The organism is Nocardioides sp. Z21_20 (assembly GCF_059766585.1).
This window is the reverse complement of record NZ_JCBAJX010000007.1, coordinates 18,870-34,050: the sequence shown is the minus strand read 5'-3', so window position 1 is coordinate 34,050 and position 15,181 is coordinate 18,870. Positions and strand designations below refer to the sequence as shown.

The following is a 15,181-nucleotide window of genomic DNA, read 5'->3' as shown; positions in this document are numbered from 1 at the left end:
GCTCCACCCCCGGTCGTACGCCGGGTCCGGCCCCTGGGCTGACGACGTGGGTGGCCCCCGGCTGGAAGCGTCGGGGCCATGACGACAGCACCCCTGCGGCACGGCGCCGCACCCACCCCCGACGGCTCCCGACTCGCCGCGAGCGCCCGCGGGCTGACCCGCACCTACGGCCGCGGCGACACCGGGGTCCATGCCCTGCGCGGCGTCGACCTCGACCTCCCCGCCGGCCGGCTGACCGCGATCATGGGGCCCTCCGGCTCCGGCAAGTCGACGCTCATGCACTGCCTCGCGGGGTTGGACCATCCCACCACCGGCACCCTCAGCGTGGCCGGCCGCTCGCTGGAGCGGCTCGACGACGACCAGCTCACGGTGTTCCGCCGCGAGCAGCTGGGCTTCGTCTTCCAGTCCTTCAACCTGCTGCCGATGCTCACCGCCCAGCAGAACATCCTGCTGCCGCTGGACCTGGCCGGTCGCCGGGTGGACCGCGCCCGCTTCGACCGCCTCGTGGAGACGCTGGGGCTGGCCGACCGGCTCAGCCACCGCCCCGGCGAGCTCTCCGGCGGTCAGCAGCAGCGGGTGGCGATCGCCCGCGCGCTGATCACCGACCCGGCGATCGTCTTCGCCGACGAGCCCACCGGGAACCTGGACAGCGCCTCCTCCGCGGAGGTCCTCGGCCTGCTGCGCACCTCGGTGCGCGAGCTGGGGCAGACGGTGGTGATGGTGACCCACGACCTCGACGCGGCGGCGTACGCCGACGACGTGCTGGTCCTCGCCGACGGCAGCATCCGCGTCCACCTGGCCTCCCCCACCACCGACCAGCTGCTCGCGACGCTGCGCGGTGAGCGATGAGGACGGTCCTGCTCGCCTCGCTGCGCACCCACACCCGGCGCTACGTCGCCGCCATGCTGGCGGTCGTCATCGGGGTCGCGTTCATCATCGTCACCGGGGCCCTGGCCTCGGCGACCCGCAACGGCCTCGTCTCCGGGGTCGAGCTGCCCTACCGCCACGCCGACGTGGTCGCCTCCGCGATGAGCGGTGACCAGGCCGTCGAGGTGATGGAGCACGCCCGACGCGAGGGCGACACCGCCGCGGTGCTGGGCTGGAGCACCCAGACGGTGACCTCCGGTGGGCGCCTGGTGACCGACCGGATGGACGTCGCCCCCTTCGCCGACGCCGAGCGGCTGCGCTGGCAGGAGCTGCGCGAGGGCCGCTGGCCCCGGGGCGCGCACGAGGCGCTGGCCGACCGCAACACCGCCAAGGTCCGCGACCTCGCCGTCGGCGACGTGGTCCGCATCGGCACGGGGGCCCGGGCCGTCGAGACCACGATCGTCGGACTGGCCGACACCCCGTCGGCCTCGGTCGGCGCCGGGCTGTACCTGCCCTGGGAGACCATCCGCCCGTGGGCCTCGAGCCTGTGGGTGGACTCGGTGGCCTACGCCGGCTCCGGGTCCGCCGCCGAGCAGATCCGCGAGCTCTCGGAGCTGACCGGGGCGGAGGTGGCGCCGCGCGACGAGTTCGTCGAGCAGCGCCAGGCCGACCTGAACCGGGACGTCGACCTGATCGCGATCCTGCTCCTGGTCTTCGCCAGCGTCGCGGTGTTCGTCTCGGTGCTGGTGATCGCCAACACGTTCACGATCCTGTTCGCCCAGCGCAGCCGCGACTTCGCCCTGCTGCGCTGCGTGGGCGCCACCCGCCGCCAGCTGATCAGGTCGGTCAGGGCCGAGTCGGTGGTGCTCGCGGTGGTGTCCTCCCTGCTCGGCCTGGCCGTCGGCACCGCCGTCGGGTACGGCCTGGTCGCGCTCGCCGCACGACAGTTCGCGCCGGGCACGATGGGGGCCGTCGAGCTCTCCGCCACCTGGTACGCCTGCGGCGCCGCGGTGGGCATCTTGGTCACCGTGGTGGCCGCCTGGCTGCCCACCCGCCGGGTGGCCCGGATCAGCCCGCTGGCCGCGCTGCGTCCCGAGGACCCCGCCGGCCTGGACACCCGCGCCGGCCGCCTGCGTACGGCGTGCGGGGGCGGGCTGGTCGTGCTCGGAGCGGCGCTGCTGGCCGGGGCGATCAGCGGGCACTCCCCCCAGCTGATGGTGGCCGGAGGGATGGTCGCCTTCACCGGCGTGCTGCTGCTCGGTCCGCTGCTGGTCCCGGCGCTGATCTCGCTGACGGGCGGCGCCGCCGGCCGGCTCGGCGGCGCCCCCGCCCGGCTGGCCACCGGCAACGCGGTCCGCAACCCGCGACGTACCGCGGCCACCACGGCGTCGCTGCTGATCGGTGTCACCCTGACCACGGCGGTGCTCACCGGGCTGTCCAGCTCGCGCAGCGCCGTCTCCTCCGACCTGGACGCCAGCCATCCGATCGACGCGGCGCTGATCTCCGTGGAGGCGGCCCTGCCCGCCTCGCTGCTGGCCGAGGTACGCGCCACGGACGGGGTCGCCGACGCGGTCGTCCTCGACGGCGTTGACGCCGAGGTGTCGGAGGGCATCGGTCAGCTCCAGGTGGTGGCCGCGACGCCCGCGGCGGCCGACGTCGCGCGCGGGGCGGCGCGGGTGGCCGCACCCGGCCCCGGCGAGGTGTTCCTGCCCAGTGACGCCCTGGACGGCGAGGTGCCCAGCCGGGTCGAGATCCGGGTAGGCGAGCGGACCCGCACGCTGTCGGTCAGCAACGGGGACGCGTGGGGGGCCACCGCCGTGGTGGCGCCGGCCACCCTGGCGGCGCTCAGCGACACGGCCGGCCCGCGGGCGGTGTGGGTGCGCGCCGAGGACGGCGCCGATGCCGAGGACCTGACCGGGGACCTCACCGCGGTCGCCAGCGGCGCGGGCGCCGAGGTCACCAGCGGGTTCGGCGAGCGGGCCTGGGTCCACCTGCAGCTCGACGTGCTCACCGGCGCGGTGGTCGCGCTGCTCGGAATCGCCGTGCTGATCGCGCTGGTCGGCATCGGCAACACCCTGGGGCTCTCGGTGCTCGAGCGGGCCCGGGAGAACGCGCTGCTCCGCGCGCTCGGGCTGACCCGGCGCCAGCTGCGCCGGATGCTCGCCGTGGAGTCGCTGCTGCTCTCGGGAGTGGCGACGGTGCTCGGCACGCTGATCGGCGTGGTGTTCGCCTGGGTCGCGGTGCGCACGCTGCTCGACACGGCCGTCGAGGAGGTGTCGCTCGTCCTGCCCTGGGGGCAGCTCGGCGCCGTGATCGCGATCGCCGGTCTCGCCGGGCTGGCCGCCGGGGTGCTGCCGGCCCGGCGGGCCGCACGGGTGGCCCCGGCTGCCGGGCTGGCCCTGGACTGAGCGGCGCGTCGGGGAGGGAGGGTCGGACGCCGGCTATCCCTCCCCGGCCGCTTCGGCCGGCACCGCGGCCGTCACCAGCCGCGGTCCGGTCTTCTCGCGGACCTCGTCCTCACCGATGCCGGGCGCGAGCTCGACCAGGTGCAGCCCGTCGGGGCGTACGTCGATGACGGCGAGGTCGGTGATGATCCGCTGCACCACCCGCTTGCCGGTGAGCGGCAGCGAGCACTCCTCGACGATCTTGTGCGAACCGTCGCGGGCCACGTGCTCCATCAACACCACCACCTTCTTCGCGCCGTGCACCAGGTCCATCGCGCCGCCCATCCCCTTGACCATCTTCCCGGGGATCATCCAGTTGGCGATGTCACCAGCGGCCGAGACCTGCATCGCACCCAGGATCGCGGCGTCCACCTTGCCGCCACGGATCATCGCGAACGACGTCGCGGAGTCGAAGAACGACGCACCCCGGCGCAGCGTCACCGTCTCCTTGCCCGCATTGATCAGGTCCGCGTCCTCCTCCCCCTCAACGGGGTAGGGGCCGATGCCGAGGATCCCGTTCTCCGACTGCAGCACCAGCTCCACGCCGTCGGGGACGTAGTTCGGCACCAGCGTCGGCAACCCGATCCCCAGATTCACATACGAGCCGTCATGCAGCTCCGATGCCGCGCGGGCGGCCATCTGCTCCCGGGTCCAGCTCATCTCAGGCCTCCTCGCGCGCACGCACGGTCCGCTTCTCGATCCGCTTGTCGCCCGCCTGCTCGGGGCTCAACGCGACCACCCGGTGCACGTAGACCCCCGGGGTGTGGACCTCGTTGGGGTCCAGCTCGCCGGGCTCCACGAGCTCCTCGACCTCCGCGATCGTGACCCGCCCGCACATCGCAGCCAACGGGTTGAAGTTGCGCGCGGAGTCGCGGTAGACGAGGTTGCCGTGCCGGTCACCCTTCCAGGCCCGCACCAGGGCGTAGTCGGCGATGATCGCCTCCTCCAGGACGAACTCCTTCTCGCCCTCGGGCGTCGCGAAGCGGCGTACCTCCTTGGCGGGCGAGGCCACCACCACGTTGCCCGCGTCGTCGTAGCGCCACGGCAGACCACCCTCGGCGACCTGGGTGCCGACCCCGGTCGCGGTGAAGAACGCCGGGATCCCCGACCCGCCGGCGCGCATCCGCTCAGCCAGCGTGCCCTGCGGGGTCAGCTCCACCTCGACCTCACCGCCGAGGTACTGCCGAGCGAACTCCTTGTTCTCCCCCACATAGGACGACACCATCCGCCGCAGCCGGCGCGCCGCCAACAGCCGCCCCAGACCCCAATCGTCGACCCCGCAGTTGTTCGACACCGCCTCCAACTCCGCGGCACCCTGCTCGAGCACCGCCTCGATCAGCACCGACGGGATCCCACACAACCCGAACCCGCCCACCGCCAACCGCGAGCCCGACGCGATGTCGGCCACCGCCTGCGCCGCCGTCGCCACGACCTTGTCCACCCCGACCTCCTCGATCGCTCGTGGTGCGACTCTAGTCACACAGTCTCCCGCCCACGCCAGGATCAAGCCGTAGGCTGCGAATGTGCCTCCACCAGCGTCCGAGACCCCAGCCCAGGCCCAGCGCCCCGACTGGTCGAACGTGCAGTTGCACGTGGTGACCGGCAAGGGCGGGACGGGCAAGTCCACGGTGGCCGCCGCCCTGGCCCTGGCGCTGGCCTCGACGGGCAAGAACGTCCTGCTCTGCGAGGTCGAGGGCCGTCAGGGCATCGCCCGGATGTTCGACGTCGACCCGCTGCCCTACGAGGAGCGGCGCATCGCCCAGGGCCTGCCCGGCGAGGACGGCCGCGCCGGGACGGTGCATGCGCTGCACATCGACGCCGAGGCCGCGCTGTTGGAGTACCTCTCGATGTACTACCGCCTGGGGCGCGCCGGCCGGGCCCTGGACCGTTTCGGGGTGATCGACTTCGCCACCACCATCGCCCCGGGCGTGCGCGACGTGCTGCTCACCGGCAAGGTCTTCGAGGCGGCCAAGGCGGGACGGCGCGGCAAGAACGCGATCCAGTACGACGCGGTCGTGCTCGACGCGCCGCCGACGGGACGCATCGCGCAGTTCCTCAACGTCAACGGCGAGCTCGCCGGGCTGGCCAAGGTCGGCCCGATCAAGAGCCAGGCCGACCTGGTGATGACGCTGTTCCGCTCGCCGCGCACCGCCGTGCACCTGGTGACGGTGCTGGAGGAGATGCCGGTCCAGGAGACCGCGGACGGCATCGCCGAGCTGCGCGAGGCGCGGCTGCCGGTGGGCGGGGTCGTGGTGAACCTGGTCCGACCCCGTGACCTGTCCAGCGAGGACCTCGCCGCTGCCCGGGCCGGCGCCATCGACCGCACCCGCATCGTCGAGGAGCTCGCCGAGGCGGGCATCGACGTGGACGACACGCTCGTGGACGGACTGCTCGCCGAGGCCCGCGACCACGCGGAGCGGCGCGGCCTCGAGGACGAGCAGCGCGTCCTGGTCGGCGAGCTCGGCGTCGCGACCTACGAGCTGCCCCGGCTGCCGCAGGGCATCGACCTCGGCGGCCTCTACGAGCTGGCCGCGACGCTGAGAGAGCAGGGGATGGCATGAGCAGGCGCACCCATGACCGGCCGCGCTTCGGCCCGCTGGCGGCGACCGGGGAGCGTGCCCCCGGTCTCGACGTGGACGCGCTGATCGACGACCCCGCCACCGGCATCATCGTCTGCTGCGGCTCGGGGGGCGTGGGCAAGACCACCACGTCGGCCGCGCTGGCACTGCGCGCGGCCGAGCGGGGACGCAAGGTGGTGGTGCTCACCATCGACCCTGCCCGGCGGCTGGCGCAGGCGATGGGCATCGAGCGGCTGGACAACACCCCGCGCCCCGTCACCGGGCTGAGCGAGGACTCGACCGGCAGCCTGGACGCGATGATGCTCGACATGAAGCGCACCTTCGACGAGGTGGTGGAGAGCCAGGCCAGCCCGGACAAGGCGCGCCAGATCCTGGAGAACCCGTTCTACATCGCGCTGTCGAGCTCGTTCGCGGGCACGCAGGAGTACATGGCGATGGAGAAGCTGGGCCAGATCCGCGCCGACGCCGACGCCGACGGCAGCTACGACCTGATCGTGGTGGACACCCCTCCCTCGCGCTCGGCGCTGGACTTCCTCGACGCACCCGAGCGGCTCTCCAGCTTCCTCGACGGTCGCTTCATCCGACTGCTGCTGGCTCCCGCCCGGGGGCCGGCCAAGCTGATGACCGCCGGCTTCGGGGTGATCACCAACGCGCTCAGCAAGATCCTCGGCGGTCAGGTGCTGCGCGACCTGCAGACCTTCGTCGCCGCTCTGGACACCGTCTTCGGCGGCTTCCGGCAGCGGGCCGAGAAGACGTTCGCGCTGCTCCAGGCCGAGGGCACGGCCTTCCTCGTGGTCGCCGCTCCGGAGCCGGACGCGCTGCGCGAGGCGGCGTACTTCGTCGAGCGCCTCGGTGAGGACGAGATGCCGCTCGCGGGGCTCGTGGTCAACCGGGCCACTCCCGTGCCGAAGGGACCGCTGTCGGCCGACGAGGCGATGACGGCCTCCGAGCGGCTGTTCAAGAAGGACCCCGTCTCGCTCACCGCCGGGCTGCTGCGCCTGCACGCCGACCGCGCCCGGATGGTCGAGCGCGAGGCGCGGCTGTGCGAGCGGTTCTCCGCGGCGCACCCGGACGTGCAGACCGCGGTCGTGCCGGCGCTGTCCACCGACGTGCACGACCTCGACGGCCTGCGCCGGGTCGGCGCGCTGCTGGCCGACGAGACCGGCGAGGAGTCAGCCGAGGGCTGAGCCGAGGGCTCGGCCCGCGGGCTGGGCCGTCCGGCAGCTCGCCGGACGGCTCGAGGCTCAGACGGCGGCGGTCAGGTCCTCGTGACCGTTCTTGGCGGCCTCGAGCACCGAGCGCCACGAGGCGGTCGGCCGGCGGCGCAGCAGGGCGCGGCGCTCACGCTCGGTCATCCCACCCCAGACCCCCCACTCGATCTGGTTGTCCAGGGCCTCGGCGAGGCACTCGCTGCGCACGGGGCAGCCGGCGCACACCTGCTTGGCCTTGTTCTGCTCGGCCCCACGCACGAACAGCTGATCCGGCTGGGCCTTGCGGCAGGCAGCAGCGGTCGTCCAGTCCTCAACCCACATGAAACGGTCCCCATCCCAGGGGCGAGTGCACGGCAACCCCCATGACTGCCAGCTCGTCCCCTGGGCGAGACCCTACGGCCCCGAGATGGTTCAGGCGAGGCACCTTTGACCCAATTGCCATAGTCCAAACGGACTAGTCCCACCTAGTCATGGATGCCGACGTTGCCAGCGGCTCCCGTACATTGGTGCCATGTCCGCGCCTGCGCCCGAGCGCCTGACCGCATCCCGAGTCCTGTCCCACCTCGGGGTGATGGCGGCTGTCTCCGTCGTCCTGGGGGTGGTGGCCGCCGGCCTGATGATCCCCTTCGCGGGGGTGGTCGGGCTCGGCGCCCGTGACGTCGCCAACAGCATGGACGCGCTGCCGGCCGAGCTGGAGACCAAGGCGCTGCCCCAGCGCACCCGCATCCTCGACGCCAACAACAAGGTCGTGGCGACCCTGTACGACGAGAACCGGGTCAACGTCTCCCTCAACCAGATCTCGCGGAACATGGTGCAGGCGATCGTCGCGATCGAGGACTACCGCTTCTACGAGCACGGCGCCCTCGACCTCAAGGGCACACTGCGCGCACTGGTGACCAACCAGGCCGCCAGCGGCGTCGTCCAGGGTGGCTCGTCGATCACCCAGCAGATGGTCAAGCTGACGCTGGTCCAGCAGGCGGAGACCGAGGAGGAGCGCAAGGCGGCCACGGACCGCTCGTACGCGCGCAAGCTCCGCGAGCTTCGCTACGCCATCGCGGTCGAGGAGAACTACAGCAAGGACTGGATCCTCGAGCGCTACCTGAACATCGCCTACTTCGGCGACGGCGCCTACGGCGTGCAGGCGGCCGCTCGGCACTACTTCGACAAGAACGCCAAGCAGCTCAACATCAAGGAGTCGGCGATGCTCGCCGGCCTGGTGAAGAACCCGACCGGCTACGACCCGACCAACTCCCCCTCGCGGGCGCTGGCGCGACGCAACGTGGTGCTGGACCGGATGGCCGAGCTCAACGTGATCACCCCCGAGCAGCACGCCAAGGCCCGGGCGTCCAAGCTCGGCCTGCGCACGGTCACCGCCAAGAACGGCTGCGTGAACTCGACCGCGCCGTTCTTCTGCGACTACGTCGTGCAGTACCTGCTCAAGGACCCCTCGCTCGGCAAGACCGAGCAGGACCGCCGCAACCTGCTCTACACCGGCGGCCTCACCATCCGCACCACCCTGGACCAGCGCTACCAGGACGCTGCGGACGCCTCGGTCGAGGACGCCGTCTACCCCACCGACCAGGCCATCGGCGGCCTGACGATGGTCGAGCCGGGCACCGGCGCGGTCAAGGCCGTCTCGCAGTCGCGCCCGATGGGCCGCAACAAGGCCGCCGGCGAGACGTTCCTGAACTACGCGGTGAACCAGAAGTACGGCGACTCCAAGGGCTTCCAGGGCGGCTCGACGTTCAAGGCGTTCGTGCTGGCCGCGGCGATCGAGCAGGGCATCTCGCTGGGGACCACCATCTCGTCCCCGGAGAGCATCACGATCAGCGAGAGCCGCTTCGAGGACTGTGACGGGGAGCCCTACGGGTACGGCTCCTGGACGTTGGGCAACTCCACCAGCTCGGGCACGATGAACCTCTACACCGGCACCCGCCTCTCGGTGAACACCTTCTACGCCCAGCTCGAGGCGATGACCGGGATCTGCAAGCCGTTCAAGCTCGCCCGGGACATGGGACTCGACCTCGACAACCCGACCGGCAAGAAGCCGGGCTCGCCCGAGCGGGTGCCCACGTTCACCCTCGGCATCCCCGACGTGAGCCCCCTGGAGATGGCCGAGGCCTACGCGACGTTCGCCGCACGCGGCGTGCACTGCGAGAGCCGCCCGATCGGCGAGATCCAGGACTCGGAGGGCCACTCGCTGAAGAAGTACCCCGCCCAGTGCAACCGGGTGATGGAGGAGAGCACCGCGGACGCCGTCAACGACGTGCTGCGCGGCGTGATCGAGGGCGGCTTCGCCTCCGCGCAGGCGCTCGGGCAGCCCGCCGCCGGCAAGACCGGCACCACCCAGGAGAACCGCGCGGTGTGGTTCGTCGGCTACACCCCCAACCTCGCCGCCGCCTCGATGATCGCGGGCGCCAACGAGTTCGGCCACCCCCAGGAGCTCACCGGCGAGATGGTCGGCGGGAGCCCGCTCTACGACGTGTCCGGTTCGGGCACGGCAGGACCGATGTGGGGCAACGCGATGAAGGTCATCGCCCAGTGGCTCGACGACGAGGACTTCGTCTACCCCGGGTCCGTCCCGGGCGCCGGCAGCACCTACATCCCGGCGCCGCCGAGCCCCGAGCCCGATGACGACGGCGACCGTGGCAACGGCAACGGCGGCGGCGGCGGCAACGGCGGGGGCGGCGGCAACGGTGGCGGCGGCGGCAATGGCGGCGGCGGCGGCAACGGCGGCGGTGGTCGCGGCCGGGGCTGAGCCCCGGCCGGCCGCGGCCGGCGGCGCCGCTCCAGTTCGGCTCAGCCGAGCTGGCGGCGTACCTCCGCGGCCACCATCGCACCGTCCGCACGTCCCTTGACCTGCGGCTGCACCACGCCCATCACCTTGCCCATCGCCTTCATGCCCTCGCCGGCCGCGCCGACCTGGGCGACGGCCTCGGTGACGATCCGGGTGATCTCGTCGGCGTCGAGCTGCGCGGGCAGGTAGTCGGCCAGCACGGCGGCCTCCGCCTTCTCCTTGGCGGCCATCTCCGCGCGGCCGCCCTCCTCGAACGCGGTCGCCGCCTCGCGGCGCTTCTTGGCCTCGCTGGACAGCACGCTCACGACGTCCTCGTCGCTGAGCTCCTTGTGCGCCTTGCCGGCCACCTCGGCGTTGGTGATCGCGGTCAGCACCATCCGCAGGGTGGAGGAGCGCACCTCGTCCCGGGCCTTGATGGCGGTGGTCAGGTCTGCGCGCAGTCGGTCCTTGAGGGCACTCATGGGACCTATTGTGGCAGCCTTGCGCCATGGATTTTCCCGGCTCCCTGCCCCGCTCCCCCCTCCGCGCCGCAGGCCGGCTGATCGGCGCCGGAGCGCTCGCCGGGGCCGCCCTCACGGCGTACGGCGTGTGTGAGGCCCGGGCGTACACGCTGCGGCGGGTGAGTCTCCCGGTGCTGCCCGCCGGGCACGAGCCGCTGCGGGTGCTGCACCTCTCCGACATCCACATGACTCCCGGGCAGCGGCGCAAGCAGGAGTGGCTGCGCGGCCTGGCCGACCTCGAGCCGGACCTGGTGATCAACACCGGCGACAACCTGGCGCACCCCGGCGCGGTGCCGTCGGTGACCGAGGCGCTCGGCGCTCTCGCCGACGTTCCGGGGGTGTTCGTGTTCGGCTCCAACGACTACTACGCGCCCGGCTTCCGCAACCCGCTGCGCTACCTGCTGCCCGACGACGGCAAGCGCCGCACCGACACCCCGCAGCTGCCCTGGCCGGACCTGCAGAGGACGTGGACCGACGCCGGCTGGCTCGATCTGACCAACGGGTTCGGGTCGCTGCGGGTGCGCGACACCACGATCTCGTTCGCCGGGGTGGACGACCCGCACCTGGGCTACGACGACCTGCGCCGCGTCGCCGGCCCGGCCGACCCGGACGCCGACCTGCGCCTGGCGGTGGCCCATGCGCCGTACCTGCGGGTGCTGGACCAGTTCGCCAGCGACGGCTACGACGCGATCATCGCCGGGCACACGCACGGCGGGCAGGTCTGCCTGCCGTTCTACGGGGCGCTGACCACCAACTGCGACCTGGAGCCGGCGCGAGCCAAGGGCCTGCACCGCCATCCGGCCGACTCCTCCCCCGGCGAGCCCGGATCCTGCTGGCTGCACGTCAGCGCCGGGCTCGGCACGAATCCCTACGTCCGGGTCCGGGTCGCGTGCCGCCCCGAGGCGACGCTGCTGACCCTGGTCCCCGCCTGAGACCACCCGATGCAGGAGAACCCGACTGCCTCCGGTATGCTCACCCGTGCCGTGGGACCAGCGCCCACGATCGGGCTGTGGCGCAGCTTGGTAGCGCGCCTCGTTCGGGACGAGGAGGCCGCAGGTTCAAATCCTGTCAGCCCGACGTTTGATCAGGCCGGACCCCCAGGGTCCGGCCTGATCGCGTTACGGGACGTCTGGTCGGTCCGGCACTCCGCTGCCCCCTTCTCTGGCAGACTGCCCGCCATGGCTGAGAAGGACCCTGGCACTCCCGACGAGTCCTCGCTGGAGCTGCCTTCGTTCGGCCTGCGGCGCAGGAAGCGCAAGCGCGGTTCGGCCGCGCTGACCGCGCCCGAGCCCGACGCATCGGCGGGTGCGGAGAGGCCCGCGCCGGAGGTGGCCGCGTCCGCGGTGGAGGCCGCACCGGAGGTCGAAGTCGCGCCGGAGGCTGAGCGCGCGCCGGAGGTGGAGGCCGCGCCGGAGGCTGAGGCCGCGCCGGAGGCTGAACGCGAGCCCGTGTCCGTGTCCGAGCCGCTCCCGGACGCAGTGCCCGCCACCACCGAGGCGGAGCCCGCCGTTGGCCCCGGCACCGAGGCTGAGACCGTGCCCGTGCCCGAGGTCGAGACCGTGCCCGAGGGGGCAGACGTGGCGGACCCCGCCGCCCCTGTCACCGACGACACGATCGTGTTCGCTGCCCCGGTACAGGACGCGGACGAGCCGACCGTGGTGCTCGACGACTCACCGGCGCAGGTGACCCGGACGCCGGGCTCTGGCCCGGGAGGCCCGTCCGGCACCCCCTCAGCCGCGTCCGAGGAGCTCGCGGAGCTCGCCCCCGCCCCGGTGAGCACCGCCTTCGACACCCTGTTCGCCGACGACGCCGTCCGCGAGGACGACACCGACCTCGAGCAGCCCAGTGCCGCAGCCGACCAGGCGGCCGACGAGGACCTGGACCGGAGCTACCCCACCTTCGTCCTGCCGCCCCTGGGAGCGATGACCGCTGCGGTCGTCACCGGCCTGCTGGTCGGACTGGCGATGGTCGTACTCACCGCCCTGTCGATGCGCGGCTGCGAGGCCGTCTACGGGACGTCCTCGTGCGGCAAGCCAGGCCTGATGCTGCTGCTGGCGATCCTGATCGTCCTGGTCTATGCCGGCGCAGCGCTGCTGCGGGCCTGGAACGTCTCGGACCCGGGCAGCACCAGCTTCCTGGCCATCGGCCTGACCACCGTGATCGCCCTGCTGTTCCTCATCGAGGTGCTCTTCGCCTGGTGGATGGTGATCGTCATCCCGCTGGTCTCGGCGCTCTGCTTCGCCCTGTCCCACTGGGTCGCCACCACCTTCGCCGACCCCACCCCCTAACGCGCGCCCCCGCGGCCGGCCGCGCGCCGCGCCGCGCCGTACCCCCGCAGCCCCATGTAACGCGGGGTTATGCCCACTGCCACCGCGTTATTTCACTGCGGTAGTGGGCATAACCCCGCGTTACAAGCGAGCGTGGCGGCGTGCGGGGCGCGGCGCGCGTCAGCGGGCGGCGAGGAGCTCGGCGATCTGGACCGTGTTGAGGGCCGCGCCCTTGCGCAGGTTGTCGTTGCTGATGAACAGCGCGAGCCCGCGGTCGTCGTCGACGCCCGGGTCCTGGCGCAGCCGGCCCACGTACGACGGGTCGTTGCCGGCCGCCTGCAGGGGCGTGGGGATCTCGGAGAGCTCGACGCCCGGTGCGTGGGCCAGCAGCTCGCGGGCCCGCTCGACGGTCATCGACCGGGCGAACTCGGCGTTGATCGCCAGCGAGTGGCCGGTGAAGACCGGCACCCGCACGCAGATGCCCGAGACGCGCAGGTCGGGGATCCCGAGGATCTTGCGGGACTCGTTGCGGAGCTTCTGCTCCTCGTCGGTCTCGTTCAGGCCGTCGTCGACGATCGAGCCGGCCAGCGGTACGACGTTGTAGGCGATGGTGCGCGCGTACTTCACCGGCTCCGGGAAGGCCACGGCCTGACCGTCGTAGGCGAGCTCGCGCGCCTTGTCACCGGCCGCCTGGACCTGGGTGGCGAGCTCGTCGACGCCGGCGACGCCGCTGCCCGAGACCGCCTGGTAGGTCGAGGCGATGAGCCGGACCAGCCCGGCCTCGTCGTGCAGCGGCTTGAGGACCGGCATCGCGGCCATCGTGGTGCAGTTCGGGTTCGCGATGATGCCCTTGCGCGCCTCGGAGATCGCCTCGGGGTTCACCTCGGAGACGACCAGCGGCACGTCGGGGTCCATCCGGAACGCCGAGGAGTTGTCGACGACGGTGACGCCGGCCTCGGCGAACTTGGGCGCCAACGCCCGCGAGGTCGTGGCACCGGCCGAGAACAGCGCGATGTCGAGCCCACTCGGGTCGGCGGTGGCCGCGTCCTCGACCGTGACGTCGCGGTCCCCGAACGCGAGCACGGTGCCGGCGGAGCGGGCGGAGGCGAAGAACCGGACCTCGTCGGCCGCGAAGCCGCGCTCGAGGAGGATCTGGCGCATCGCCACACCCACCTGGCCGGTGGCGCCGACGACGCCGAGACGCACGCTCATCGCCCGGTACCGCCGTAGACCACGGCCTCGACCTCTTCGGCGTCCAGGTCGAACGCCGAGTGGGTGGCCCGCACGGCGGTGTCGATCTGGTTCTCGTCGATGATCACCGAGATCCGGATCTCGGAGGTGGAGATCATCTCGATGTTGACCCCGGCCGCGGCCAGCGAGGCGAAGAACTTCGCGGTGATGCCGGGGTGGGAGCGCATGCCGGCGCCGATCAGCGAGACCTTGCCGATCTGGTCGTCGAAGAGCAGCTTGTCGTAGCCGACCTCCGGCTGGATCCGCGACAGCGCGCTCATCGCGCTCTGCCCGTCCTCGCGCGGCAGCGTGAAGGAGATATCGGTGCGACCGGTGGCCGCCGCCGAGACGTTCTGCACCACCATGTCGATGTTGACCTCGGCCATGGAGAGCGTCTCGAAGATCCGAGCGGCCTCGCCCACCTTGTCGGGGACGCCGACGACGGTGATCTTGGCCTCGCTGCGGTCGTGGGCGACGCCGGCGATGATCGCCTGTTCCATCTGAGCTCCCTGGGAGTTGTCGGGCACGATCCAGGTGCCTTCCTTCTGGCTGAAGGAGGAACGCACGTGGATCGGCATGTCGTAGCGGCGGGCGTACTCGACGCACCGCAGGTGGAGGATCTTGGCGCCGGAGGCGGCCATCTCCAGCATCTCCTCGGTGGAGAGCCGGTCGAGCTTGCGGGCCGCGGGCACGATGCGCGGGTCGGCGGTGAAGACGCCGTCCACGTCGCTGTAGATCTCGCACACGTCCGCGCCGAGCGCCGCGGCGAGCGCGACGGCGGTGGTGTCGGAGGCGCCGCGCCCGAGCGTCGTCACGTCCTTGGTGCTCTGGCTGACGCCCTGGAAGCCGGCGACGATCGCGATCGCGCCCTCGTTGATGGCCTTCTCGATGCGGCCCGGCGTGATGTCGATGATCTTCGCCTTGCCGTGCACCGAGTCGGTGATCACTCCGGCCTGGGAGCCGGTGAACGACTGCGCCTTGTGCCCGAGCTGGGCGATGGCCATCGCCACCAGCGCCATCGAGATCCGCTCACCGGCGGTCAGCAGCATGTCCAGCTCGCGCGGCGGCGGGAGCGGCGTGACCTGCTGAGCCAGGTCACGCAGGTCGTCGGTGGTGTCGCCCATCGCGGAGACGACCACGACGACGTCGTGGCCGGCCTTGCGGGTCGCCACGATGCGCTGTGCGACTCGCTTGATGCCGGTCGCGTCGGCAACGGACGAGCCGCCGTACTTCTGCACGACAATGCCCACGGCTGGTACCTCTTGGGGTTCGGTTGCGTCGAACGG

Annotated in this window: 13 protein-coding genes and 1 tRNA gene; 8 read left to right on the top strand and 6 right to left on the bottom strand. The window is 72.2% G+C overall.

What is annotated here, in order from left to right; all coding sequences use genetic code 11:
• The first annotated feature begins 78 nt into the window (after nt 1–78).
• Nucleotides 79–849, top strand: coding sequence for an ABC transporter ATP-binding protein (locus AC6EH9_RS12535; RefSeq protein ID WP_498423566.1), 771 nt, complete (start codon nt 79–81; stop codon nt 847–849).
• Entirely contained in the window at nt 846–3,275 is a 2,430-nt protein-coding gene (locus AC6EH9_RS12530) for an FtsX-like permease family protein (protein WP_498423565.1), read from the top strand. The genes AC6EH9_RS12535 and AC6EH9_RS12530 overlap by 4 nt, the downstream gene beginning before the upstream one ends.
• A 33-nt stretch (nt 3,276–3,308) precedes the next feature.
• On the opposite strand, the gene AC6EH9_RS12525 is transcribed toward AC6EH9_RS12530, so the two are convergent.
• Nucleotides 3,309–3,971, bottom strand: coding sequence for a CoA transferase subunit B (locus tag AC6EH9_RS12525; protein WP_498423564.1), 663 nt, complete (start codon nt 3,969–3,971; stop codon nt 3,309–3,311).
• Nucleotide 3,972: 1 nt separating this feature from the next.
• On the bottom strand, nt 3,973–4,752 hold the full coding sequence (locus AC6EH9_RS12520; RefSeq protein WP_498423563.1) for a CoA transferase subunit A: 780 nt from the start codon (nt 4,750–4,752) through the stop codon (nt 3,973–3,975).
• 82 nt (nt 4,753–4,834) lie between these two features.
• Between AC6EH9_RS12520 and bagA the strand changes: the two genes are divergently transcribed.
• Together bagA and bagB are read left to right on the top strand one after the other, a co-directional pair.
• Nucleotides 4,835–5,872 (top strand): ATPase BagA, encoded by a 1,038-nt coding sequence (gene bagA / locus AC6EH9_RS12515; RefSeq protein ID WP_498423561.1) that lies wholly within the window; start codon nt 4,835–4,837, stop codon nt 5,870–5,872.
• A complete protein-coding gene (gene bagB / locus AC6EH9_RS12510) occupies nt 5,869–7,077 on the top strand; it encodes an ATPase BagB (RefSeq protein WP_498423560.1) in 1,209 nt (402 codons plus the stop codon). Before bagA ends, bagB begins: the two co-directional genes overlap by 4 nt.
• A 57-nt stretch (nt 7,078–7,134) precedes the next feature.
• Here bagB and AC6EH9_RS12505 read toward each other — a convergent pair whose 3' ends face one another.
• Entirely contained in the window at nt 7,135–7,422 is a 288-nt protein-coding gene (locus AC6EH9_RS12505) for a WhiB family transcriptional regulator (protein ID WP_498423559.1), read from the bottom strand.
• A gap of 190 nt (nt 7,423–7,612) precedes the next feature.
• Here AC6EH9_RS12505 and AC6EH9_RS12500 point away from each other — a divergent pair, with 190 nt between their 5' ends.
• Complete coding sequence (locus tag AC6EH9_RS12500) at nt 7,613–9,859, top strand: transglycosylase domain-containing protein (RefSeq protein ID WP_498423558.1); 2,247 nt, start codon at nt 7,613–7,615, stop codon at nt 9,857–9,859.
• Between the two features lie 41 nt (nt 9,860–9,900).
• On the opposite strand, the gene AC6EH9_RS12495 is transcribed toward AC6EH9_RS12500, so the two are convergent.
• Nucleotides 9,901–10,359, bottom strand: a complete 459-nt coding sequence (locus tag AC6EH9_RS12495; RefSeq protein ID WP_498423557.1) for a GatB/YqeY domain-containing protein — start codon at nt 10,357–10,359, stop codon at nt 9,901–9,903.
• Nucleotides 10,360–10,385: 26 nt separating this feature from the next.
• Between AC6EH9_RS12495 and AC6EH9_RS12490 the strand changes: the two genes are divergently transcribed.
• The 3 genes from AC6EH9_RS12490 (at nt 10,386) to AC6EH9_RS12480 (ending at nt 12,686) form a co-directional block, all read left to right on the top strand.
• On the top strand, nt 10,386–11,330 hold the full coding sequence (locus AC6EH9_RS12490; RefSeq protein ID WP_498423556.1) for a metallophosphoesterase: 945 nt from the start codon (nt 10,386–10,388) through the stop codon (nt 11,328–11,330).
• Nucleotides 11,331–11,401: 71 nt separating this feature from the next.
• Nucleotides 11,402–11,475, top strand: a tRNA-Pro gene (locus AC6EH9_RS12485).
• Nucleotides 11,476–11,576: 101 nt separating this feature from the next.
• Complete coding sequence (locus AC6EH9_RS12480) at nt 11,577–12,686, top strand: hypothetical protein (RefSeq protein ID WP_498423554.1); 1,110 nt, start codon at nt 11,577–11,579, stop codon at nt 12,684–12,686.
• A gap of 159 nt (nt 12,687–12,845) precedes the next feature.
• Here AC6EH9_RS12480 and AC6EH9_RS12475 read toward each other — a convergent pair whose 3' ends face one another.
• Together AC6EH9_RS12475 and AC6EH9_RS12470 are read right to left on the bottom strand one after the other, a co-directional pair.
• Nucleotides 12,846–13,877: an aspartate-semialdehyde dehydrogenase gene (locus tag AC6EH9_RS12475; protein ID WP_498423553.1), complete on the bottom strand. Its 1,032-nt coding sequence runs from the start codon at nt 13,875–13,877 to the stop codon at nt 12,846–12,848.
• Nucleotides 13,874–15,145, bottom strand: coding sequence for an aspartate kinase (locus AC6EH9_RS12470; protein ID WP_498423552.1), 1,272 nt, complete (start codon nt 15,143–15,145; stop codon nt 13,874–13,876). Before AC6EH9_RS12470 ends, AC6EH9_RS12475 begins: the two co-directional genes overlap by 4 nt.
• Nucleotides 15,146–15,181: the final 36 nt, after the last annotated feature.